Raw genomic sequence first — 21,635 nt, forward strand, 5'->3', positions numbered from 1 at the left:
GATGCGGCCCCTCGCTCGGTCTATAAGCCCAGACCGGGGCCGTCACGCCGTGGCTCTGTGCTCGGGTGGTTCTGCTCGACCGTGCCGCGCAGTCGCCGGGCTCGGTCAGCGGCGTGCTGTCGCGCTTGTTCTGCCGCTGCCCGCTTCGCTTCGATCAGTGCGGCGGCTTGTTCGGGTGGTAGGGCGCGCAGTTCCTCGGCTTCGCGCCGCGCCACCGTCGCCTGAACATGCGTGTCGTGGGCTTCGCGGTTGGGGCGGATAAACCGTGCTCGTATCGGGTCACGACGCACCCGCTCGGCTCCCAACTCTTGCGCGAGTAGCGTGAGACGTTCCCGGTCGTGCCGGTCTATGAGCGCCGCGTGCTCCGCCCGCGCAGCAGCGAGAGTGCGGGCGGCGTCGAGCACGCGCGGGTCGTTCTCGGCACGCCGCTGGGCAGTGGTGGTGGCCCACTCGGTGAGGCTGTCGCTGTGGCGCGGTAGTACACCCCAGGTCTCGCGCGCCCGCTCGCGTGCCGTGTGGGTGCGCTCGGTCGCGGTCTGGTGTTCCTGTCGTGCTCTGCGTCGCCCGAACCTGCCCGACGCGGCGAGCCGTTCCGATGCGGCGCTCTCGGCGATGACGGCTGTGAGGTACATTTCGCCGTCCTCGACCGCCTGCGGCATCAACTCCGCCACGGCCTCGGCGCGGGCCTGGGCTGCGCTGGTCTCGGCGGCGCGGATCGCCTCGGTGCTCTGCTCGTCCTCCGCCCTATAGGTGGCGCGTTGCTGGTCGAGGCGTTCCGCGACTCGCTCCCATTTCTCGGCCTTTCGCTCGGCACGTTCGGCCTCGCGCACGAGCCGGGCTATGTCGGCGTTCACGATGCTCACGGGGCCGTCGCTCACGAGGCCGCGCACGGCTTCTGCTGCGCGTCCGGTGGCGTCTGCGAGGCCACGGTCTGCCCGGTCGCGTTCCATCGCCTCAATGAACTGTGCTCGTGCATCGGCCATGCTCTCCGCGACAACGTGCAGGGTGTTCTCGTTTCGGCCGCGGGTCATACCGACATAGACCGCCGCACCACCCAAGCTGTCGGTGAGGATCGTGTGCGAGGCGGGCGCGGTCACCCCCTGCACCCCGTAGGCGGTCGCGGCATAGGAGAGATGGGCGTGCTCGCGCACATACTCCGCAGGCAGGTGGATCGTGTGCTCGCGTTTGCGGTCGCTGTGCGCATCGCGTACCCAGAGCGACCCATCCGCCTCGACGTGTTGCACGATCCACTGTTGCCGGTTCGCCACACCCAGGTCGGCGCTGTTCTTGCGGGTCTGGATCAGGTCACCCCGCCCGATGCTGAGGCTGTCGCTGCCCGTGGTCGTCGTGGTGTCGTCGACGCTGCCGTGCGCGACTCGTTCGTCTCGGATGCGGTCATTCAGCCGCGCAGCTTCGTCGTTGGATGCCACGGTGACCGCTTCGCCGTCTCGTCTGCTCATGGCGAGATGTTCGCGCAGCTCGTCGGCGTCGGTGTGTAGCTGGATCAGGCCCAGCACTCGCAACTGGTCGAACACTTCGCCGGGGTTGCGACGGTCGCGCATCTGCACCGTGACCTCGGCATATTCGGGATCGGCGAAGCGGTGCACCTCGGCCATATCGAACGCGCGCCCCCGAAGCTGCGCCGCCATATCGAGCACGCCACCTCTACCGACTGCGGGCAGTTGCGCACGATCACCGACAAGCGCGAGCGTTGCGCCCGTCTCGGCGGCGACGGTGAACAGGGCGAGGGCGGTGTCTTGATCGAGCATCCCCGCCTCGTCCACAACGATCCGCTCACCACGACGCAACCGCGCTGCTTGTGGCGGGCCGGTATAGGTTGCGCCAGTCATCGGGTCGCTGTCGCCTATGGCGAGGCGCGTCCATACGCCGTCAGAGTTCCGCCGCCACCCGCGCGCGTAAACGAGTGCGGCGACCGATTCGGCGGGCACGCCGAGTTCCTGGTGCGCGACCTCAGCGGCACGCTTGGTCGGCGCAACCACCCGCACCCTTCCGCCGCGTTGTTCGGTGGCGCGGATCGCCGTGGCGAGCATCGTGGTCTTGCCCGCGCCCGCGGCGCCCTCCACGATCACCAGCGGATCCTGCGAGGCGACCGCTGCGGCCGCTTCAAGCTGGCCGGAATCGAGGCGCTGACCGAGCGCGACCGCGTGCTCGCGCACGTCAGTATGCTCCGGCTCCTGCTCGGGGGTTCGGGCGGTGATGAGGTCGCGCAATTCCGTCTCGACCTGCACCACCCGCAGGCTCGTCAAGTGCGCGACATGCTCCGGCGTCACGGCGTCACGGCGTCAGCCGGGAGGATCGAGAAGCAATCCTCGAGCGCGAGCATCGTCGCAACCCCGATCAACTCGCGGAGTTCATTAGGGGTTGCACGCACGCCTGCTTCAGTGATGATCCGGGTGGCGTGCTCCTGCACGCTGTGGCGAGTCCACGTCGACTCTGCTGCGGCGCACCGATCCAAAGCACGCGAGGCGATCCGCTGCACCGAGAGGTCATCCGTCGATACCGGTACACGCGCCGGCCTACGGACCAGGTACTCAGGGTCGTAGCCGGCTTCGCGTAGCTCGGTCAGCCAGGCTTCCTCTTCCCGCAAGGTCGTGGGCTTCTTCGCGGGGCGCTCATACGCCCACGCCTGCGCGGTCAGCCGCGACGAGACAACCGGCCCCATCGTCTCGCCAGGATGCGCCGCCTCCCATTCGGCTTCGAGCCGTTCCAGGTTCTTCCGCACCTGCTCGCCCCGCTTCGACATAACCGTGTTGAGCGGTTCAAGCTCGACCACTTCTCCCGATACAGGGTCGAGGGTGAGGCCGTGCCGATCAAGCACCGCGGCGAGTTGCGGGCTGGCGGCGATCACGGCGGTACCGAGGGCACGGATCGCGCCTTGCTGCCGGAACGTGGCCGCCGTATCGAGCGCCCGCCATTTGCCCGCCGCCCAAACTCTTGTGCTGACCTGCATATGGATGTGCCGGTGTGGATCGCCTGCTCGTGAGGTTCGATGGGTGATGCCGACGACCTGCATGTGCTCGACCGGCACGACCTCCTGCTTTCCGCGCGGGCCGACACGAGTCACGGAGTGCTGCGCGAGCCACCGCTGAATCTCCGAGAGCGCGTCCTACTGAGCTTTGTTCAGCGATTCGGACGCCTCTGGGTGCAGCGCCGCCGCAATCGACAGGCTTTTGGGCGCGTTGATGACCATTTCCGCGAACCGGGGCGACCCCTGCCGATCCGACCCCGCCATGCGAGGCTTTCCCATCTGCTCGCCGGTATCAGGGTTGATCCAGTCCACCCAGCCCGCGTACTCGTCAGCGGTCAGCACGCGATTACTCACGGCTTCGCCCGAGGCATCAAGCACCGTGTACTGAACCCCGGTGCTGTCGGACAGGTAGTAGTCGTCAGCCCGTGAGCGGTCGGCCTCGACATAGCGCAGCGCGTCAGCCCCGGTGCCCCGGAACAAGATCACACCGCCCTGCATCGCGATCACCGCCAATGTTTCCAAACTAGAAACGGCTTCTATCTATCATGGTAGCATACGTTCATTCTCTGAAACAGAGTGATGTCTCAGGACAGAGTGAACAGTCCTATATCAGCACATCGAGGATGGGTCCGGACGCGGTACTGAAAGGTGCGTGCGTCACGGATCGGCAACGTCATCTGACATGCGGAATACCGCGCTCAAGGATCGAGCATTCGGAGATACGGTCAATCTCGCTCCCCACCTTGCCGGTTCCCAGCGTCCGACCAGCTGTCGTCAGCCACGAAGAGTTGAGAAACCTCCACACCCAAGGTCAGTCATGATGAGTACAGCAAAGATCGCAACGGTAAACTTGCCCCGACGTTCTGCACGCGTTTACGCCTCAACACGCTAGAGCAGGTAGCTGTATTTTCGTACCGCAGATTGCAAGGAGGGGATCGCCGACTCGTCTCCGGCCTCAGCCGAGGAAATAAGTGAACGCAACTCCGCAGCTTCGGCGTCTTCGATGAACGGGATCACCTTCGTCTTTACCTCTGTGACTATGCGCTGCTCCGCGGCACTTAGAGCGGATGCCGCCCGATCAACGCTCGTCTCTATTCGATCCGAATCAAGCGTTCTTGCAACGCGGTTCGCAATCTTCGGAAGGTCCCGCTTCTCTACCCCCTGACCGTAGGAGACATCGTCGGACAGCAGAACGTTACCCAGGCTGTCCTCTGCGGTGACGTGGAGGATACCGTCGATGTCATAACTATAGGTAAGGTCAAGGGTGATCTCGCCGAGTGGCTGTGGGTCAGGAAAATCAAGCGTCCAGGATTTGAGAATCACGTTATCGTCGTCATCGAGCGACTTGCTTGGGTCCCCCTCGATCACCTGAACATTGACCTGTTCTTGAAAGTCGGATGCGGGTATGAAGGTGTCAGTAACCCGAGCCGGCAGCTTGTGATTGCGCGGGATGAGCTCAGAGAATGCGAGTCCGCTGGTGGGGTCAAGGATGATTGTCCCGAGCGCATGTTCAGTCGACACGAAGAAGTCTCGGTCGTCCAGTTCTCCTGACAGGATGGCTGATGCGACGGCTGCTCCTTCGGCGACCGCGGTCATCGGATCGATACCAGTAGCAGGGCCGCGTCCCAACAACTCGGATACGAACTGCCGGATCGCAGGAACTTGGCAAGTCCCACCTACAAGAACCACCGCGTCGATGTCGCTAGCCTGCGCGCCAATGTCCTGAAGGCACTGGAGGATGGGTTCACGAACCCGCTCAATTTGGGGGCGAACCGCATCTTCGAACATCGCTCGCGTGACCTGCCGGTACTCTCCACCGGGCAGTGGCACGCTTACCTGTTCCGCTGTCGAGAGCTGAATCTTCGCCTTCTCGATGTCGAGACGGAAGCCCGTACGGTCACTGCCGTTCCACTTCGATGGGTCACTGACCGTATCCATGACGATGCGTGAGAGGGCAGTGTCGAAGTCGAGACCGCCTAGCTGTTGAATGCCTTTCGAGGACTGTTCCATGAAGACACCGTCGATATTCTTCAGGATGGTCACATCAAGGGTGCCACCACCCCAATCGACAACCATGAGGGTTTCCTCGTGTGCCGAACGCATGCTGTATGCCATTGCCGCGGCAGTCGGCTCGTTGATAAGCGCTTGGACCTGAATGCCAGCCATCCCTGCAGCCAGCTTCGTGCGGTAGCGCGCTAGTCCGCGACTGTTCGCTGGGATAGTAACGACCGCCTGATCGAATGCAACACCTTGGTGCGCGCTCGCGCGCTTCAGGTGCCCAAAGATCAACGTAGCAATCTCCTCAACAACAAACTCCACACCATCCACATCCGCACGCTCTTCAGCGCGAAGTAGACGCTTCACTGCGGCGAGGCTACCCGGTCGCTGCTTAGCAGCCCAGCCGAAGATCGGTCGGTCATCATCGCCACGACCGAAAACCGTGGGAAGGACTCGGTCGAACCCAAGACCAGCCCACTGTGCGGGCGGCTCATCGATTGACAGCACCGAAAGAGCGTTCGCGGCGAACTGAGCCACTACAGAGTTGGTAGTGCCAAAGTCGATACCGATGCTGGCCATTAGGACTCCTTCGGGGCGTCAGCGTCAGTCTCGGCGTCGGTACCCTCAACCGGCGCACCATCCAGGATACTCTCAGACTCTGCGCTGTCCTCAGCGGCATCATCTGGGAACGAGATTTCATTGCTCCTAGGCTCCACCTCCAGTTCGCCACCTACGGCAGGTACTGATGCCAGGTCAGGCTGCCCCTCTGCCACTGCGATATTCTGGTTCGGCTCTGGCTCGACGTTGCGCTCACGAAGACGACCCTGGTGCACAAGTCGCCGAACTTCGGTATCGACATAGGCCGGAATCTCAACTTCGACCTCACGCGAATTCGGAACTGAATCCCACACATCCGGCACCCTCGGGTCTTCAATGCGCTCAATTCCAGCCTGCCTCAGCCAGCCATCGACAAGGTTCTGGAGGTCGGTGATACTGGCCCCGCGCCGAAGTGCGACATCGATTTCCGCAAGCTGGGCGACATGCTGTGTACGAGCACGCGCAGACGCGACGACCTGTTTCCTTAACCCTTCGTAGGCGTCTGATGAGAGCGATGTCCCGGGGTCCCGAACCAAGAGGGCCGTGTGGATACGATCAAGCTGCCGCTCCATCTGGGTTAGGAGCTCTTTGTTCTCGCGGGCCTTGCTGCCGAACATATGGGGCCTTTCTCTATGACTCAGATGACTCAGATGACTCTGGGAAGCTATGGATTTGAGGTAGCGGGCTCCCCAGCCATTCGGCGATAACCGATGCCGCTACCTCACGGATGATCTGCACGCGGAGGGCCTCTATAGTTGCAGGGTCGGTGGGCTGGGTTCGCCGCTCGTACGGCTGGACCGGTGGATTGAGAATGCCTTCGCCGCTGGGAATCTCATAGACACTGGGGTTAGCCGGAATGCGGTAGTCATCGATACTCGATCCAGGGTCTTCGATGCGCTGCTCGATCGCGTGGAGCGCCCAGTTTAGGTCTTCGAGATCATATGGAGCGTCAATCGCGCGCTTCAACCGTCGTGTTGCTTTGGCAAAGGCTCTCGACGCCACTTCCTTCGATGCCCCGAAGGGAACCCCTAGAAGTAGATAAGGGCTACGTCTCTCGCTCATCGAATCGTCACCGCCTTGTTCCCGAGTTCACTTACGTGTGCCATAACGCTATCCACCCAGCGAAGCAGGTCTGGATCACTGACCAGCGGCCGAACCTTGTTGAGAATGTCCCAGCTCTCCCGGCACAGCGCGGAGATCGGTGACATTAGCTCCTGCACCGCTTGATGATTGACTTGATATGCGGGGATAACACGAAGCTTGTCGAGAATTCCATTGAAAAAGTCGACAGCCTGATCGAGTTGCTGAGATCTGGCCCCGGCATATGATCGCGCCAGAGACTCACCTGCCAGTGTCACCATCGACGACATACGCTCCCGATCATCAGTGTCGAGGCTGCTCAGCTCGGACCTTGCGTTGAGTACCCAGTCGATGAAGATGTCCTTCGGTTCGCCTTCGCTTCCGTCCATGCTCATGGAGATTGCAGTGACCGTGAGACAGACGAGAGGCACACGTTGAACCGGCTTCATCGGAAGCTTAGCTTCGACAATAGTCATACCGAATACCGCGGCACCAACCTCGGTGATGTTCTCGATGAGAACTCCGATAGCGGCTTCAACGAGTGAGTCACGCTCACCCTCAACCCAAGGTTCAGCGCCCCCCTTAGCGTCCCGGAGCTCATTGCCGAGCGCCGTGATGAACTTATCGATCCCCTCTGCACGCGCTTTCAGCACACGGACCATAGGCTTGCCGGAGTGTGCGCCGAAAGCAGCGATCGGTTGCGCGGCGAGCCATTCTTCATCGTTCTCTGCCAAGACACGAAGGACTCGCTCGTATCGCTCATCATCGATAGGTTCAGCGATGAGAAGCCGGAGTACTTCGATGATTTCCTCGGGGATGTCATCGGAGTCCTCTTCCCAGAGACGTGCGTCATCCCGCTTCCATAGAATCAGCGCCTTCTCCGCCGCGAGCGCCCGCTGCTGGGGACCGACCGCTTCTTCAGCGAGGCGGACAAACCTATCGACAGCCTCGGAGTGCTCCAGCTCAGTTGCCACGACCGCCGCATTAGTCAGGAGCGCGTCTGAGTACTCTCCTTCCAGGGCGGAGTCGAGAGCAGAGAGCGCTTGCTCAGGACGACCCTGCATCCAGAGTGAGCAAGCAAGGACATTGAGCAGTTCGTCACGCACGGCTTCACGCTTGGCGGTGCGAAGTCCATCCCGAGCGGCCCCGGCGGCCCCAATCCAATCCCACTCGAAGAGCTTCGACCGAGATACGTGAAGAGCGGCGAGGTTGCGCAACTCATCCGGTCCGACACCTGTGATACCGGCGTGGATGAGCGTCGCCCAAACTGACTTGTCGCTCAGCAGCACTTGAGTCGCGGCGTTCTCCGATCCGTTGACGGTCTCTGCAAGCTCGCGAAGGGATGGGTCCTTCGGCTCACCGGGGATGGCCTCTCCGCGCCGCAACGCCCGCGCTGCCGCAACATCTATGAGTCTCGCTGAGGGTATGGCCTCGGCGACGGTTTGGTCGCCATTCAGATACCGCCGAATGCCCTCCGAGGTAAACCCGAGCTGAACGACCTCGGAAGAACTCAGATCCGCCGGCGCGATTCGAGCGCGAACATATGTCCTGAGTGGAACGTCGGGCATTGCGTCGACCGCTGCATCGGCGGACACTCCGCTGAATCCAAAATTGCGCACCCCACGATCGATGAGGTCATCTACAACCTCAATGGGAAGGCCAGCGACTTCGACTGCCGTTTCGCGATCAAAAGCTGCACCGCCGGTCACGGCTAATGCAAGGGCCGCAGCAGATCGGGCCTGCACTGATGGTGCGATGTCGATGGATTCACGCAATTCGATCGCACCATGTACACCTGACTCGGCCAGGTAGGATGCGACAATCCGCGCGGCATTCTGCACCAAATCGAGGCGAGCAGGAGTCGCAGCAAACAGCAGTCGGGCCTCTTCGATACCACCGCTGCCATCCAGACCCTCTGCTGCTGCAACTCGAAGTCGGATCCCACTCGGGGCGGTTGTATCCGCTGCAATTTTCTCCGCGTGAGCGCGGCGTTCCGGCGAGCCTGCCGGGAAGTCGGAAAGATACTCGTAGTGGATGCGCCAGTCTTCGATGGGGAGCTTGAGCGCGTAGTCGACCGGGAGGCCGAGCTGTTTGCGATCCAAGACCAGACCAAGGGCGTGTCCCGGTTCCGATATCAGACCTTGGTAACTCGCGGTGAGCGTTCGTTCGAGCTCATCCGACAGTCTGGTGCGCATCCCTGGCGAAAAGAGCATTGCCCAGAGTCGACCTGCGTGAGAAAGAATCGAACCGTCCGCGGAGGGCAGAGGGGCCTTGACCTTGGTTGCAGGCAGAGTGTCTGTCTCGCCACTAATTGCCCATATGCCGGTAACGTTATGAGCGGACTGATCGATGACAGCAAACGGTTCCGTCTTGAACAGGGACCGGCGTGCTCTGAACAGACCTCCGACAAGAGGACCAGGTGCTGGGGTTCCGAGGAGCGCTATCTCAGCGGGTACAGGGTGTAGGCGCACGGTTCCCTCCGACATCGGTTCGCTCTCCTTGCTACTACGCTGGATACTAATTATGTCAAACCGAGACTGGGCACCTGAACCGGACTTTGAGGTTCAAAGTATAACCGATGACGAAAGTCCGGTTCGTCCTGCGCCGCCGCTGGAACCGCCCGCGTACTTCAGCGATGCTGAGTCAGCTTCTGCACCATCGCGTTCAACTGCGCCGTTTTCATCAACATCAGATGCGTCGTCGAGCCACAAAGGTTGGACAGCATTCGGAGTGCTTGCAGGCATCGTGATCCTGGTGGTTGTCGGCGCACTCGCGTCTGCGCGTCACTGGACCAAGGTGGACGTTGCCGAGCATAAGGAAACCTTCCGTACTGAGGCCTACCAGACCGGCAGCTACAACATCTCGAATGACCGGGTTAGCCCCTGCTACGTCGGCCAGGACTGGACCGCCTGTATCAACGTCATGGTTGGCATTTACAACTCCGCGTGCGTAGGCGTGAGCCTTACGACGAGCGGGTACAACCTGTGCGACGGCTACCTCGCTGAGATCGACCGAATGAAGGGCGAAGGAGGCTGGGGGTACACGGTGGTTACGCTTGGAAGCTGGGGTCACTTGTCGCGTTTACCGGAAACATCGACACGTCAGGTCTCCAACAACGACTATCGCCCTGCGGTGACGCACGATGCGGTCTGCTACCTCGGATTCCTCGGGGAGTGTAAATAGTTCCAGAGAGGGCAAATGCTCGTTCACTCCTGCGCTTGCAATCGCTCGGACACACCTGTTTCATGTGCTAACTCATGTGCTACCGATGCTGCTAGATCGTGAACCGCGGTGCAGTTATCCACAGGCAGGCTCCGCAGAAACGTCGGAATCATGCGGCAGAACGCCGATTCACGATTTCATGTGCGAGGGGGAACGGAACAGTTCAAGTCCCCCTTCGCGCACGAGAACAAAATATCCCCTGACCACGTGTTTTAACACTTTGGTCAGGGGCTATTTTCGTTTCATGGAGTGGGTTATGGGGCAAGCGCTTCTGCTAACTGGGCGTGCGACTTGCCCACGTCCAGCAACTCGACTTTGCCGCTCTCAGTGTTGTCAATGCGACGGCGAAGCTTTATCCGCCAAGTCGCATCGACCTCGGCCTAATCCGCATTGGCATCTTCGATGTCGAGGCTTCGCAGGCTGCGATTGATCACGGCAGCACGATCATGCTCGTTAAGAGCGAGGATCGCCTGCGCGCGACGTGCGGTGGGTGATGCCGACGACCTGTATGTGCTCGACCGGCACTTCCTCCTGCGTCTTGCGTGGGTCGTCACGCTAACGAGCCTTCGCGAGTGCGGATGTGATGGAAATCCCCGCGGGTTCGATTGAGGCCGACGGCTAGGCGAGCGTGAGAAAGAGTTTCTCGAGTTCGTCTTGATCGGGGGCGCCCTCCTTGCCTGGGTGGTTCAAGCATTCTTTCAATGCGCTGGAGATCACAAGGAACCCCGCCCGGTCGAGCGCCTTGGAGACGGCGGAGAGCTGCTGCACGACATCGCGGCAGTGCGCGTCCTGCTCCACCGCGGCGATGACCGCGGCGAGCTGCCCGTGTGCGCGACGCAAGCGGTTCACCACCTTGCGCTTCGCCTCCGCATCATGCTGAGCAGGAATAGGGTCTGCTGTTGTCTCATGCCCCATGACCTCTGCCTCCTTCACTGTGTTGAAACGACCTGACTTGACAAACATGATACCCCCCTGGGTATAGTTATCCTATTCCGCAGGATACCCCCTGGGGTATATAGAACCAAGGAGAGCGTGATGTGTCGAGCGGTGACCTGTCGTACATGCAGGAAGACGACCTGGGCGGGATGTGGGCAGCATGTCGCGATGGTGAAGGCGGGCGTGCCCGCATCGGACTGGTGCAACGGCAAGCACACTCAGGCGCAAATCGATGCCGCGAAGGCAAACCGGGGCGGGTTCTTCTCCCGCCTGTTCGGCCGCTAAACCGCAGAGAAGGAACGGAACAGGCAATGGCTACGAGGAATCTGACGCTGGACACCTTCGAGGGTGCCGTGAACGGTGATGGCATCGTGTTCGTCGATTTCTGGGCGGCGTGGTGCGGGCCGTGCCGGGCATTTGCCCCCACCTTCGAGCGCGCCTCCGAGCAGCATCCAGACATTGTGTTCGGCAAGGTTGACACCGAGGCCGAGCAGCAGCTCGCAGCGAGCTTCCGCATCAGCTCGATCCCGACTCTCATGGTGTTCCGCGACGGGATCCCGGTCTACGCCCAGCCTGGGGTTCTCCCTCCTGCGCAGCTCGACCAGCTCATCCAGGGCGCCCGTGACCTCGATATGGACGACGTGCGTCGGCAGATCGCCGAGCGCGGCACGCAGCCCGCCTCCTGAAACCGGCTGAGATCCACTCATCCATCCAGCACATCGTCAGAAAGGACCCTCATTATGTGCGCACGAATCACCTGCTCTGCCTGCGGCAAGCCCACCTGGACCGGCTGCGGCGAGCACATCGAGGATGCCCTCTACGGCGTACCCGAGGCAGACCGCTGTACATGCAACTGATTCATGAACCATTCCGTCACTCGAGAAAGAACTGATTATGCTGCTCGAACGCATCTATGACGAGGATCTCGCACAGGCGAGCTATTTCATCGGCTGTCAGGCGAAGGGCGAGGCGATTGTCGTCGATCCCCGCCGTGATATCGATGTCTACCTCGACCTGGCCGAGAAGAACGGCATGCGAATCGTCGCCGTCACCGAGACGCACATCCACGCCGACTACCTGTCGGGCACCCGCGAGCTTGCCGCAAGGGTGAGCGCGCAGATGTATGTCTCCGACGAAGGCGGACCCGACTGGACCTATGGGCCCGATTTTGACGGAGCCGTGCGCATGAAGCACGGCCACCGCATCCGACTCGGCAACATCACCGTCGAGGCCTCGCACACGCCCGGGCACACGCCTGAGCACCTGTCGTTCCTCATCACCGACGGGGCGCAGGCGAGCGAGCCGGGTTTCATGCTCACCGGCGACTTTGTGTTCGTTGGCGATCTCGGCCGTCCCGACCTCCTCGATGAGGCAGCGGGGTTTGTTGACACCCGTTTCCAAGGGGCGAGAGATCTCTTTGCGAGCCTCCGCGACCGCTTCCTCACGCTGCCCGACTACGTGCAAGTGCTCCCAGCTCACGGCTCAGGATCAGCGTGCGGCAAAGCACTCGGCGCAATCGCCGCGTCCACGGTCGGGTATGAGCGCAACTTCTCGTGGTGGGGCAAATATCTCGGGAACGGCGACGAGCAGGGCTTCATTGATGAACTGCTGAACGGCCAGCCAGACGCACACGCATATTTCGGGCGCATGAAGCTGGAAAATAGGGCCGGTCCCACGGTGATAGGGGCGGCACCAGAACTCGTCGAGTACTCGGCAGATGAGCTGCTGGCCGCGCTCGCTGACGACGGTGTGATCTTCGTAGACACCCGCCACAATAGCGAAGTGCATACGGGCACCGTGAAACGCTCACTCAATATCCCGGGCGTCGAGAAAGCTGCGAGCTATGGTGCGTGGGTGTACGATCCGGCGGTCGAGCAGCGGCCACTCATCCTCCTCGCACCCTCTCTCCAAGAGGCACATGAGTTGCGCGATCATTTGGTGCGGATCGGCATCGACTCGGTGCGCGGCTACATTACTTCGCTCGACGGTCTCGACCTTGTCATGCCGAAGCTCGTGCAGCCGGAGGTTCTCGACAGCTTCGAGCGGGTCATATTGCTCGACGTGCGCAATCGCACGGAGCATGACGCGGGTCATCTGCCGGGCGCGAAGCAACTCTCGGGTGGGTGTGTGCTCTGGAACCTCGATCTGCTTCCCGCTCCCGAGGCCGGCACCATCGTCACATACTGCCAGAGTGGTGTGCGAAACAGTGTCGCTGCAAGCGCTCTGCGTCGCGCGGGCTACGACGTTGCCGAACTCGACGGCAGCTATGCCGCGTGGGCGGCGCTTCCCGGCAACATTCCTGTCGCCGCCTGATCGAGCACACCCTGGAGTCCGATGGAACTCCACCTGATCATCATTGCTCTCGCGCTGGCGTTAATGGTTGGAGTGTCTCTCGGGCTGCTCGGAGGTGGTGGATCGATCCTCACCGTACCGATTCTCACCTACGTACTGGGCATGGGGCCGCGTGAAGCAATCGCGGCTTCCCTGTTCATCCAGGTGCGACCAGCGCAGTCAGCATGTTCAGCCACGCAAAATCGGGCCGCGTGCGCTGGAAGAGCGGCGCCTTAATCGGTGCTGCTGGCATGGTAGGCGCATTCGCGGGCGGGCTGCTCGGCGGGGTTACCCCCGGGGTCATTCTCATGATCCTGTTTGCCATCATGATGATGGTCACCGCGATCGCGATGACGATCATGCGCGACCGACCGTGCGCATCCTCATCGATGGGCTCCTCGTCGGCGTTGCCACGGGCCTCGTCGGTGCGGGCGGCGGGTTTCTCATCGTTCCCGCGTTAAACCTGCTCGGCGGGCTGCCGATGGCCGTCGCAATCGGAACTTCACTGCTCGTGATCACGATGAAATCGTTTGCTGGGCTCGGCGGATACCTTTTCTCCGTGCAACTGAACTGGCTGATCGTTTTCGCCTTCACCGCCACCGCGGTCGCCGGTTCGTTCGTCGGCGTCGCATTGACCGGGCGTATTCCAGAACGCGCTCTTCGCAATGCATTCGGCATCTTCGTGCTTGTGATGGGTGTCTTCGTGCTTATCCAAGAAGCTCCTGTTCTTCTCTCATTGTTCGCCACTGCTTGAATCGGAAGACCCTTGTGATCAAAAACGCCCCGAGTACTGAATCCAGAGGCCCACGCATCGGCCGAATCGTTCACGGTTATACGATCCCCGTCATCGACGAGCGTGCTGTGCGTGCGGGGCCAGGGATCCTGTTTTTGTTGGGCGGCGCCGAGTTCGCGACCGCGTTCTTCACCGGCTCGATGCAGCCACTGCAGCCCTTCGGAATGTTTTTCATGGTCGATATGCTGCTGCGCGTGGCCGTCGGCGACCGGTGGTCGCCGACACTGATGTTTGGGCGCCTCGCCGTGTCGGGCCAGCGCCAGGAGTGGGTCGGTGCACCACAGAAGGAATTCGCCTGGTGGCTGGGCTTCGGCCTCGCTCTCGTCTCCTGCATGAGCATGGGCCTATTCGCGACCCCGCTTTGGGCAACCCTTGCGCTCTGCGGCATCTGCTTAACCCTGCTCTTTCTAGAAACGGCCTTCGGCATCTGCATCGGTTGCGCACTGCAGGCGCGTTTCGGCAAGCAGCCGCCCAGGTATTGCCCGGCCAACACCTGCGAGGCGAGCCCTGCAACTCGCGTGAATGCTCCATGACCCACTCATCGATTTCCCCGCGTCATCCGAACCGAAAGGCACACACCGTGCGTCGTTCTATTGTTATTTCACTCTCTACTGTCGCTGTGCTGTTCGCCTTAGCTGGCTGCTCGGCATTGCCGACCTCGGCCGGCGGTGCCGGCACTGTTGAAATCGGCGGCGACACGATGCTGCTAGACGTTCGCACCGCCGAAGAGTACGCGGCAGGGCATCTCGATAGCGCCCACCTGCTCGACTTTAACCGTGGCGACCTCGCTGCCGAAATCCCAAGCCTCGACTCCGATGCTGAGTACCTTGTCTACTGCCGTTCGGGCAACCGATCCAGCCAAGCCATCGCATTAATGGAACAGGCAGGCTTCACCAATCTCACCAACCTCGGATCACTCGAGCAGGCTTCCGTGGCAACCAAACTGCCAATCGTGAACTGACGAATGACCGGAGGAAGAATCCAGAGTTAATGCTGCCGGGCCAGGATACTCGGCGGACTGTTAAGTTGTGTGCATGGCTATTGAGACCATCGTTTCGATCAGTTGGTGGATGATCTTGCCGCTGAGCATTATCGGCAGCTTGCTTCATTTCGTCTTCGACTGGACACGCCACAATCGAATTGCGGCGATCTTCAGCGCAGTGAACGAAAGTTACTGGGAACATATCAAGATTGCTATTTGGCCTACCGTGCTGCTGCAAATCGTTCTGTTCGCCGCAGGGGGTTACCAATATCTGTCGTTTATCCCTGCGGCAACGATCGCGCTCTATTCCTTACCGGTCAGCATGCTCGGCATCGTGTTCCTCTATAAGAGCATCACTAAGCGCAACATTCTTTGGTTAGACATCGCTTCTTTTTTCGTGATCATCGCCGTCGCACAGACTTTGTTCGTGCTGGTTTTGGAACAGCTCGACGCTTCATGGGTCACTGTTGTTTTGGCGGGTTTCTTTCTTGTTGGGCTGCTGATCGCGTCTCTTCGTTTCACTCTTCGTCCACCCAATGAGCCAGACGCCTTCATCGACCCGCTCACCCAGAAATACGGCCTCCACGCGCATCCTGATTACCAGATACCAAACGAGCAACAGCGCGGATAGCCGGTATCGGGAGGCATCCCCATGGGTTGACCATCTTGATAGATGCAGCGTGTTCAAGCGGCTCGGCAATGACCAGAAGTTCGGCAGCATCTAAGTGTTCGCCTTCGCGTGCATGAATGACAGTGAGGAGCGGCGCGTTGTACGATGCACCGAAGCCGCGGGTGATGGCGTCGGCGGCCTGCCACTCGGTCGCTGTCTTTACTGGGGCCGCGGGCTGAGAATTCGTTCACCGACAGCTCTCAGAAGGGATCGGAGCGGGGTACTGGAACGTCCATTCTTCAGGCGTTTCGTATCGCCGAGTCCACAGACGCTCTTGTTTCGCTGTGTCTGACATGGTCTTGCTGCGCTCCCTTATACGCTCGGAGCGCTCGGAGTGCCGACACGATAGCGACAAGATCCACGATCTCTTGGAGGAGTGCGCCCGCCACTGCCGGCAGGTACCCAAACGCGGCTACGAGCATCAAACCCATCGAAATGATGATGCCCAGCCAGATCGATTGCAACGCGATCTGCACGGTGCGTCGCGAAACATAGGCAACATCTGCCACGCGTGCAATGTCATTCGAGGCGATTACCGCGGCCGCGGACTCGCTCGCGACCGTGGCGCAGCGCGCCGCCATCGCGATACCCACATCAGACACAGCTGGCAGAGGGGCGTCATTGATCCCATCACCAACCATGAGCACGGGCCAAGGCCGCATGGCCTGCACGATTTCGACCTTGCCCTGGAGGACGGTCTTAGCGTGAACCATTTGAATTCGGCGCCTGTTGCGCTAAGAGCTGCCTATTGCCGAGGTGCGAGTCGTGTGACTGTCACAGAAGCCTGACCAATGCTGCGGTTCAGCGAGGGAAAGCACTAACAGCGGCTACCGGTGGTTCTTACCAGAAAACTGCAAGCCCGACGTTGATCAGGGCAAGGCCGCCCACCGCGTGCGCGATCCCGGTGGGAACGGTTTGGCCCCGCTTCACCTTTCGGCGCCCAATCCAGGCAGTGACGAGAATTACGATAAGGAGGGACAACTTCACCGCAATCTTGATGTGATTGACGTCGGCATCGCCCATTTCTGCCAGGCCCACAAGTAACACACCAGTAATGAGCTGCACCCATGCACCGATGAACTGAAAGAGACCCACGGATGGTTTCTTGAACGTTGCGAGCCACCCTCCGACGAGCGCGGCCGCTCCGAGGATGTGAAAAAAGACCAGGGTGGCGTGTAGAAGATCCATACCGATTAGCTTATGGTGGTCGATCTGGCTTTGCCGTGGTCCGCCACATTACGGGCGGGGGTTCTCGGCGACCTTTCAGGTTTCTCGACATAGTGTTGACATGTTTTCGACCCTGTGTCGACAAAATGAAACAATCCGGAAGGAAGTCATGTTTCTTGCAATCCGCGAACTGAAGTTTGCGCGAGGACGGTTTGGGCTGATGGGTGCTGTTGTATCACTCATCGCCATCCTGATGGTACTGCTGTCCGGTCTGTCCTCGGGCCTGGTCAACGATGGTGTCTCAGGCCTGAAGTCGCTGCCAGTCACTGCGTTTGCCTTCGATGAAGGCACGAAGACCGACAATGCGTTCTCTCGCTCGGTGGTAGACGCTGAGCAGGTTGACGCGTGGAAGTCACAACCAGGCGTCAAGCATGCTGACCCCGTGGGTGCTGGAATGACAAACGCCACCACCGACGACGGCACGCAGATTGACCTGTCGCTCTTCGGCATTGAACCCGACTCCTTCCTAACCCCAGCAGTCTCTGAGGGCGAGCACCTCTCCGGCCTCGCTGGAATCGTCGTATCCGAAACCGCGAAGAGTGACGGACTCGAACTCGGCACAATCATCACCCTCGATCGCCTCGACACCGAACTCGAGGTCATTGGCTTCACCGAGGGCCAGGCGACGTTCGGGCACGTCGACATGGCGTACCTCCACCTCGACACGTGGAAATTGATTGCATCGGGTGCGGCGCAACCTGGTACCCCTACTCAGGCGCAAGTCGACGCGCTCGACTTCGAGGTCGCGAGCGTGGTGGCACTGCAGGCCGAAGATGGCGAGGAAATCGACATGCTCGCTGGAGATTTAGCGGCTGGCACAACAACGGTTGATCTAAAGGAGTCCTTTAACTCGTCGCCGGGGTACGAAGCAGAAACCCTCACTCTCAGCATGATCCAGGTATTTCTCTACGGGATCTGTGCACTGGTCGTAGGCGCATTCTTCACCGTCTGGACCATTCAGCGTCAGCACGAGCTGGCAGTGCTCCGCGCTGTCGGTGCCTCGGGCCGATACCTGCTCCGTGACTCGTTGACGCAGGCGGCAATCCTACTTCTCAGCTTTACAGCGCTCGGCGTGGCGGCCGGCGTGGGTCTCGGTTCAGCGATGCCTGATGGGATGCCATTCGCGCTTGAAGCAGAGCCGATTCTCACCTCTTCAATCATCACTATTGTTCTGGGTCTTGTAGGTGCCGCTGTCGCGGTGCTTCGCATCACCCGCATCGATCCAAATACTGCCCTGGGAGGTCAGCGATAATGGCGACAGAGCACGCAATCGAGCCAGCACTTTCACTGTGCAGCGTCACGGTCGAACTGGGAGACGGCGACAGCAAGGTGCGCCCCCTCGACCACGTCGACCTCGAAGTCGCCCGCGGGGAGTTCGTTGGTGTCGTCGGCCCATCAGGCGCTGGGAAATCCTCTTTGCTCGCAGTCGCCGGAGCACTCCTGCAGGCAGACTCGGGCAATGTCGAAGTGTTGGGGCAGGATCTGTCGAAGATCGGTCGCTCTCAGGGGAAACTCGCAAAGTTCCGGCTCCGCAATATCGGCTTCGTCTTCCAATCAGGAAACCTCATCCCGGCACTGAATTCTGCGGATCAGTTGCGCCTGGTGAACAAACTTTCTGGAGGTCCCACTTCGTTCGACCCGCTACCACTCCTCGACGCAGTCGGCATGGCACACAAAGCGAAGAACCTTCCCGGGCAGCTATCCGGCGGAGAACGCCAGCGTGTGGGAATCGCACGCGCATTTGTCACAAGTCCGGGTTTGCTGCTCGTTGATGAGCCGACGTCTGCACTTGATCGTGCACGCAGTCAGCAGATTGTGGCGCTCCTCGCTGAGCAGAGCCACGAACGTGGTGTAGCAACCATCATGGTGACGCATGATCACGACGTGATTGGTCACTGCGACCGCGTGGTCGAGATGGTCGACGGACGCCTGAGCGCATATGAAACGAGTGAGGCCATGGGAGCCCACTAACCCTCTCTCCAGAAACCGAGGTGTATGTTCAAAGACGGACACCACGTGTGGAAAGGAGGCGGTCGCAATGCCGAAAATTAGTGCAGCCACGGTCGTGGAACACCGCGCTCAACAAGAGCGCCTCATTCTTGATGCAGCCCACGCGATTCTCGAAGAAACTGGCGATGTCACAAGCATGCGGGAAGTTGCTGAGCGTGCAGGCCTTGCGAGATCTAGTGTCTACCACTACTTCGATTCCCGCGAGGCACTCCTCAACGCGCTCGTACAAGATGTGTTCCCGAAGTGGACCGAGCGTGTCACAAACGCGATGGCCGCCGAGCCCGAACTCAGCGAGCGAATCATTGCCTACGCGGTGACGAACGTACAGCTTGTTCAGGAAGGGGCACACGCGGTCGGCGCCGCTCTCGCAGCACTGTCACCCGGCGAAGCCCTCAATGAGCAAGCCACACAGATGCATCGCGCGATACAAGAGCCATTGATAGAGACCCTTGCCGAACTCGGGGTTCGAGACCCTGAGGGGCTCGGGGAGCTCATCAACTCGGTGGTGCACGCCTCCACGCGATTGTTGGAGTCGGGGCGGCAACCTGAGCAAGTGTACGCTGGGCTTACCGCGGTTATCAGGCCGATGGCACGCGAGATGCAGGCGCAGATGGACCAGGAAATCAAGGACTATGAGACTGGCCCCCGCAGTCTGCAGGGTGATCGCTCTTAGCATTGCGACCCGCACGGGCTGCAGCGGAATAGGCTCACGCGATTCGTTCTGCTCAGAAAAGTTTAAGTCCGCACGCCCCTACCACTGTCGTGCACCAGGTCGTCAGAGCAAAGAAACATGAGGATTCAGAACCAATTAGCTAACGAGTTCGTTCGAACACTCCAAAACTTGCCTTCGTTCAGCACTTGAAGAAAGCTCGTCAAGGAGTCCATGCATGGCGTAATAGTGATCTCGCGTGCCTCAGCTTGCAACAGCACCCCAACTTCTAGTCTCACTTGAATGGCGCACAAACTCCCCGCGTGCGTTGTCCTACGAGCAGAGTTTGAATGCGCAGATCATTAAACGCAGAAGTTTTCTGATGAAACACTTTGCCCCATGGGGCAAACCATGGGGCACCGGCCATGAATGAGCATGTATTTACGTGCCACTATGTGTCCCCGTGGCTTTGAAAATTGCTGACCTCATGCAGTTCTGTGCACCCTTATGTCTCAGGTTGTTGCTGCGCACTGTGCAAGGCATGTCCCCTCTCTTTGTCCATTGCCGTATTTAGCACACGGAAGTACCCTTGAAAGTGTCCCATCCGCAGCAGGACGGCACTGGACACGAAGACCATTTCACAGTGGCACGCTGGGGGCACGAGAACTCCACAACTGCCGACAATCCGCGGAATTACGCGGGTGGTGACGAGTACTGGGACTTCTAAAGTACCTGGTCAGACCATGTTTCAAAGAATTAGTGCAAAGAAGGGGGATCATGAACGCAACTTGTCGCAACGACGAGAATGTGCCCAGTGATCACATTTTGAGCACACATTTTCCAGAGTGCCGACATCGACATAATGTCCGTTCGGCACGCCTGGCATGCAACAGGAAGGGTTCTCGCGTCCGCGCGGGAGCCCTTTCCCGTTGTAACGACCCACCACCGAGAAATACTCAGGTGGGAGAGAGGAGTCTGCTCGTGCATACTCCAAAGGGCCCCAATGGGGAATGGAAGACGGGGCAGCGCGTGCCCGTCTCGGGACAATGGGTGGATCAGTACGGTGTAGTCACGCACCATACTGCCCACGGAACGTTCCCGCCATGCATCGACCGCAAGGGCGAAACTGCATATCGCGAATTGATTCAAGAAGATGTTCGGTTGGTAGCCTAGCTTCTTGATCAAGCAAGAATACCTTCACTCATTCGGGTGGGGGTATTTTTGTTTTTAGACGCCGGGTCGATACCGGCGGGACGTTACTCCACTCTAACTGCATTTGCCTCAGCTTGCCTTCGAAGCTTTGTTCGAGAGAGCCTTTGCCCGTGCCCCGCTCATGTTCGCCGCCACATCATCTATGTCCTGCTCAAAGAGATCCGCGTACACGTCCATCGTCATCGCTGCGCTCGCGTGCCCAAGCATCCTCTGGACCGCTTTCGGGTTCGCCCCTGCGCTCACCGCTAGGGACGCGGCAGTGTGACGGAGATCGTGTGGAGTGACGCGTGGGAACGTCTCATCTTCCTTCATCGCGGCCTTCACTGCGCTCGCGAACCACGAATACTCTGCGTGAGGGCGGATGGGCGGCACGCTATCGACCTTGCCGAACACGAACGCGCTCTGGGGTCGGCCCTTCGTGATGCGCCTGAGCGAGAATGCGATGAAGTCGAGCATCGGGACTGACCGGCTCTCGCCCGTTTTTGGTGTACCAAACTCGAACTCGCCTTTCACTTGCACGGCGTTGTAATCGATCATCATGCGCTGCTTTTTGAAGTCGAGACGGTTGAGGGTCTGCTGAGGGTTTGGTTGAGTCTGAGTATGTTTCGTTCGCGAGGGCGGAACTGGAAGGATGTTGATCATGCCAACGAAATACAGCGAGGAATTCAAGAAAGACGCTGTCGCGCTTACCGAGTCCGGGATGACCCAGAAACAGGTGTGCCAAGACATGGGCATCTCGAAGTCAGCGTTAGCGGCGTGGGTGCAAGATGCCAGGTTCAAGACGTATGGCATCACCCCGTCGAAAGATCCTGACGAGCAGCGCGAGATGCGGCAAGCGTTGAAGCGAATCCGTGAACTCGAAATGGAAAACGAGGTGCTGCGCCGTGCCGCAGCGTATCTTTCACAGATTCACATCACGCCCCCAAAATGACGCTTCTA

General features: G+C 60.1%; 20 protein-coding genes and 3 pseudogenes. 13 read left to right on the forward strand and 10 right to left on the reverse strand.

Going from position 1 to position 21,635, the window contains the following annotated elements; translation table 11 throughout:
• Positions 1 to 20: 20 nt before the first annotated feature.
• The 6 genes and pseudogenes from JOF28_RS14525 to JOF28_RS08065 all read right to left on the reverse strand — a co-directional run bounded on the left by JOF28_RS14525 (position 21) and on the right by JOF28_RS08065 (position 8,877).
• Entirely contained in the window at positions 21 to 2,267 is a 2,247-nt protein-coding gene (locus tag JOF28_RS14525) for an ATP-dependent DNA helicase (protein WP_245189908.1), read from the reverse strand.
• Between the two features lie 20 nt (positions 2,268 to 2,287).
• Positions 2,288 to 3,487, reverse strand: a pseudogene (mobF, locus tag JOF28_RS14530) (MobF family relaxase).
• A gap of 390 nt (positions 3,488 to 3,877) precedes the next feature.
• Complete coding sequence (locus tag JOF28_RS08050) at positions 3,878 to 5,566, reverse strand: Hsp70 family protein (protein WP_209705290.1); 1,689 nt, start codon at positions 5,564 to 5,566, stop codon at positions 3,878 to 3,880.
• Positions 5,566 to 6,201, reverse strand: a complete 636-nt coding sequence (locus JOF28_RS08055; RefSeq protein ID WP_209705291.1) for a hypothetical protein — start codon at positions 6,199 to 6,201, stop codon at positions 5,566 to 5,568. The genes JOF28_RS08050 and JOF28_RS08055 overlap by 1 nt, the downstream gene beginning before the upstream one ends.
• A gap of 13 nt (positions 6,202 to 6,214) precedes the next feature.
• A complete protein-coding gene (locus JOF28_RS08060) occupies positions 6,215 to 6,646 on the reverse strand; it encodes a hypothetical protein (RefSeq protein ID WP_209705292.1) in 432 nt (143 codons plus the stop codon).
• On the reverse strand, positions 6,643 to 8,877 hold the full coding sequence (locus JOF28_RS08065) for a hypothetical protein (protein ID WP_209705293.1): 2,235 nt from the start codon (positions 8,875 to 8,877) through the stop codon (positions 6,643 to 6,645). Before JOF28_RS08065 ends, JOF28_RS08060 begins: the two co-directional genes overlap by 4 nt.
• A gap of 310 nt (positions 8,878 to 9,187) precedes the next feature.
• Here JOF28_RS08065 and JOF28_RS08070 point away from each other — a divergent pair, with 310 nt between their 5' ends.
• Both JOF28_RS08070 and JOF28_RS08075 read left to right on the forward strand, forming a co-directional pair.
• Entirely contained in the window at positions 9,188 to 9,847 is a 660-nt protein-coding gene (locus JOF28_RS08070) for a hypothetical protein (protein ID WP_209705294.1), read from the forward strand.
• Positions 9,848 to 10,170: 323 nt separating this feature from the next.
• The gene (locus tag JOF28_RS08075; RefSeq protein WP_209705295.1) at positions 10,171 to 10,380 is read left to right on the forward strand and encodes a hypothetical protein; all 210 of its coding nucleotides are present in this window, start codon (positions 10,171 to 10,173) and stop codon (positions 10,378 to 10,380) included.
• Between the two features lie 124 nt (positions 10,381 to 10,504).
• Here JOF28_RS08075 and JOF28_RS08080 read toward each other — a convergent pair whose 3' ends face one another.
• Positions 10,505 to 10,801, reverse strand: coding sequence for a metal-sensitive transcriptional regulator (locus tag JOF28_RS08080; RefSeq protein WP_209705296.1), 297 nt, complete (start codon positions 10,799 to 10,801; stop codon positions 10,505 to 10,507).
• 120 nt (positions 10,802 to 10,921) lie between these two features.
• Between JOF28_RS08080 and JOF28_RS08085 the strand changes: the two genes are divergently transcribed.
• The 7 genes and pseudogenes from JOF28_RS08085 (at position 10,922) to JOF28_RS08115 (ending at position 15,559) form a co-directional block, all read left to right on the forward strand.
• Positions 10,922 to 11,107, forward strand: a complete 186-nt coding sequence (locus JOF28_RS08085; RefSeq protein ID WP_206475469.1) for a hypothetical protein — start codon at positions 10,922 to 10,924, stop codon at positions 11,105 to 11,107.
• Between the two features lie 26 nt (positions 11,108 to 11,133).
• Positions 11,134 to 11,508 (forward strand): thioredoxin, encoded by a 375-nt coding sequence (gene trxA / locus JOF28_RS08090; protein ID WP_209705297.1) that lies wholly within the window; start codon positions 11,134 to 11,136, stop codon positions 11,506 to 11,508.
• A gap of 208 nt (positions 11,509 to 11,716) precedes the next feature.
• Positions 11,717 to 13,135: an MBL fold metallo-hydrolase gene (locus JOF28_RS08095; RefSeq protein WP_209705298.1), complete on the forward strand. Its 1,419-nt coding sequence runs from the start codon at positions 11,717 to 11,719 to the stop codon at positions 13,133 to 13,135.
• Between the two features lie 21 nt (positions 13,136 to 13,156).
• A pseudogene (locus JOF28_RS08100) lies at positions 13,157 to 13,907 on the forward strand (sulfite exporter TauE/SafE family protein).
• Positions 13,908 to 13,921: 14 nt separating this feature from the next.
• Positions 13,922 to 14,479, forward strand: coding sequence for a DUF4395 domain-containing protein (locus JOF28_RS08105; RefSeq protein ID WP_342452122.1), 558 nt, complete (start codon positions 13,922 to 13,924; stop codon positions 14,477 to 14,479).
• Between the two features lie 47 nt (positions 14,480 to 14,526).
• Positions 14,527 to 14,907, forward strand: a complete 381-nt coding sequence (locus tag JOF28_RS08110) for a rhodanese-like domain-containing protein (RefSeq protein ID WP_342452123.1) — start codon at positions 14,527 to 14,529, stop codon at positions 14,905 to 14,907.
• A gap of 73 nt (positions 14,908 to 14,980) precedes the next feature.
• Positions 14,981 to 15,559 carry a DUF6512 family protein gene (locus JOF28_RS08115; RefSeq protein ID WP_209705300.1) on the forward strand — a complete coding sequence of 193 codons (579 nt, stop codon included), beginning with the start codon at positions 14,981 to 14,983 and terminating at the stop codon, positions 15,557 to 15,559.
• Positions 15,560 to 15,837: 278 nt separating this feature from the next.
• Here JOF28_RS08115 and JOF28_RS08120 read toward each other — a convergent pair whose 3' ends face one another.
• Together JOF28_RS08120 and JOF28_RS08125 are read right to left on the reverse strand one after the other, a co-directional pair.
• Complete coding sequence (locus JOF28_RS08120) at positions 15,838 to 16,311, reverse strand: HAD family hydrolase (RefSeq protein WP_342452124.1); 474 nt, start codon at positions 16,309 to 16,311, stop codon at positions 15,838 to 15,840.
• Positions 16,312 to 16,438: 127 nt separating this feature from the next.
• Positions 16,439 to 16,786 (reverse strand): hypothetical protein, encoded by a 348-nt coding sequence (locus JOF28_RS08125; protein ID WP_209705301.1) that lies wholly within the window; start codon positions 16,784 to 16,786, stop codon positions 16,439 to 16,441.
• A 148-nt stretch (positions 16,787 to 16,934) separates the two neighbouring features.
• On the opposite strand from JOF28_RS08125, the gene JOF28_RS08130 reads away from it, so the two are divergent.
• The 3 genes from JOF28_RS08130 to JOF28_RS08140 all read left to right on the forward strand — a co-directional run bounded on the left by JOF28_RS08130 (position 16,935) and on the right by JOF28_RS08140 (position 19,508).
• Positions 16,935 to 18,077, forward strand: a complete 1,143-nt coding sequence (locus tag JOF28_RS08130; protein WP_209705302.1) for an ABC transporter permease — start codon at positions 16,935 to 16,937, stop codon at positions 18,075 to 18,077.
• Positions 18,077 to 18,796 carry an ABC transporter ATP-binding protein gene (locus JOF28_RS08135; RefSeq protein ID WP_209705303.1) on the forward strand — a complete coding sequence of 240 codons (720 nt, stop codon included), beginning with the start codon at positions 18,077 to 18,079 and terminating at the stop codon, positions 18,794 to 18,796. The genes JOF28_RS08130 and JOF28_RS08135 overlap by 1 nt, the downstream gene beginning before the upstream one ends.
• A gap of 67 nt (positions 18,797 to 18,863) precedes the next feature.
• Positions 18,864 to 19,508 carry a TetR/AcrR family transcriptional regulator gene (locus JOF28_RS08140; RefSeq protein WP_209705304.1) on the forward strand — a complete coding sequence of 215 codons (645 nt, stop codon included), beginning with the start codon at positions 18,864 to 18,866 and terminating at the stop codon, positions 19,506 to 19,508.
• 1,257 nt (positions 19,509 to 20,765) lie between these two features.
• On the opposite strand, the gene JOF28_RS08145 is transcribed toward JOF28_RS08140, so the two are convergent.
• Positions 20,766 to 21,431, reverse strand: coding sequence for a site-specific integrase (locus JOF28_RS08145; protein WP_342452125.1), 666 nt, complete (start codon positions 21,429 to 21,431; stop codon positions 20,766 to 20,768).
• Between JOF28_RS08145 and JOF28_RS08150 the strand changes: the two are divergent.
• Positions 21,337 to 21,624, forward strand: a pseudogene (locus JOF28_RS08150) (transposase); the annotation flags it as partial. The gene JOF28_RS08145 and the pseudogene JOF28_RS08150 overlap by 95 nt on opposite strands.
• Positions 21,625 to 21,635: the final 11 nt, after the last annotated feature.

Origin of the sequence: Leucobacter exalbidus (genome assembly GCF_017834145.1) — a bacterium.
Taxonomy (GTDB): domain Bacteria; phylum Actinomycetota; class Actinomycetes; order Actinomycetales; family Microbacteriaceae; genus Leucobacter; species Leucobacter exalbidus.

Coding starts and splice junctions, on each gene's coding strand:
- JOF28_RS08050 (WP_209705290.1), bottom strand. CDS start 5,566: ATGGCCAGCATCGGTATCGACTTTGGCACTACCAACTCTGTAGTGGCT.
- JOF28_RS08055 (WP_209705291.1), bottom strand. CDS start 6,201: ATGTTCGGCAGCAAGGCCCGCGAGAACAAAGAGCTCCTAACCCAGATG.
- JOF28_RS08060 (WP_209705292.1), bottom strand. CDS start 6,646: ATGAGCGAGAGACGTAGCCCTTATCTACTTCTAGGGGTTCCCTTCGGG.
- JOF28_RS08065 (WP_209705293.1), bottom strand. CDS start 8,877: ATGCTCTTTTCGCCAGGGATGCGCACCAGACTGTCGGATGAGCTCGAA.
- JOF28_RS08070 (WP_209705294.1), top strand. CDS start 9,188: ATGTCAAACCGAGACTGGGCACCTGAACCGGACTTTGAGGTTCAAAGT.
- JOF28_RS08080 (WP_209705296.1), bottom strand. CDS start 10,801: ATGGGGCATGAGACAACAGCAGACCCTATTCCTGCTCAGCATGATGCG.
- JOF28_RS08085 (WP_206475469.1), top strand. CDS start 10,922: ATGTGTCGAGCGGTGACCTGTCGTACATGCAGGAAGACGACCTGGGCG.
- trxA (WP_209705297.1), top strand. CDS start 11,134: ATGGCTACGAGGAATCTGACGCTGGACACCTTCGAGGGTGCCGTGAAC.
- JOF28_RS08095 (WP_209705298.1), top strand. CDS start 11,717: ATGCTGCTCGAACGCATCTATGACGAGGATCTCGCACAGGCGAGCTAT.
- JOF28_RS08115 (WP_209705300.1), top strand. CDS start 14,981: ATGGCTATTGAGACCATCGTTTCGATCAGTTGGTGGATGATCTTGCCG.
- JOF28_RS08120 (WP_342452124.1), bottom strand. CDS start 16,311: ATGGTTCACGCTAAGACCGTCCTCCAGGGCAAGGTCGAAATCGTGCAG.
- JOF28_RS08125 (WP_209705301.1), bottom strand. CDS start 16,786: ATGGATCTTCTACACGCCACCCTGGTCTTTTTTCACATCCTCGGAGCG.
- JOF28_RS08130 (WP_209705302.1), top strand. CDS start 16,935: ATGTTTCTTGCAATCCGCGAACTGAAGTTTGCGCGAGGACGGTTTGGG.
- JOF28_RS08135 (WP_209705303.1), top strand. CDS start 18,077: ATGGCGACAGAGCACGCAATCGAGCCAGCACTTTCACTGTGCAGCGTC.
- JOF28_RS08140 (WP_209705304.1), top strand. CDS start 18,864: ATGCCGAAAATTAGTGCAGCCACGGTCGTGGAACACCGCGCTCAACAA.
- JOF28_RS08145 (WP_342452125.1), bottom strand. CDS start 21,431: ATGCCCATGTCTTGGCACACCTGTTTCTGGGTCATCCCGGACTCGGTA.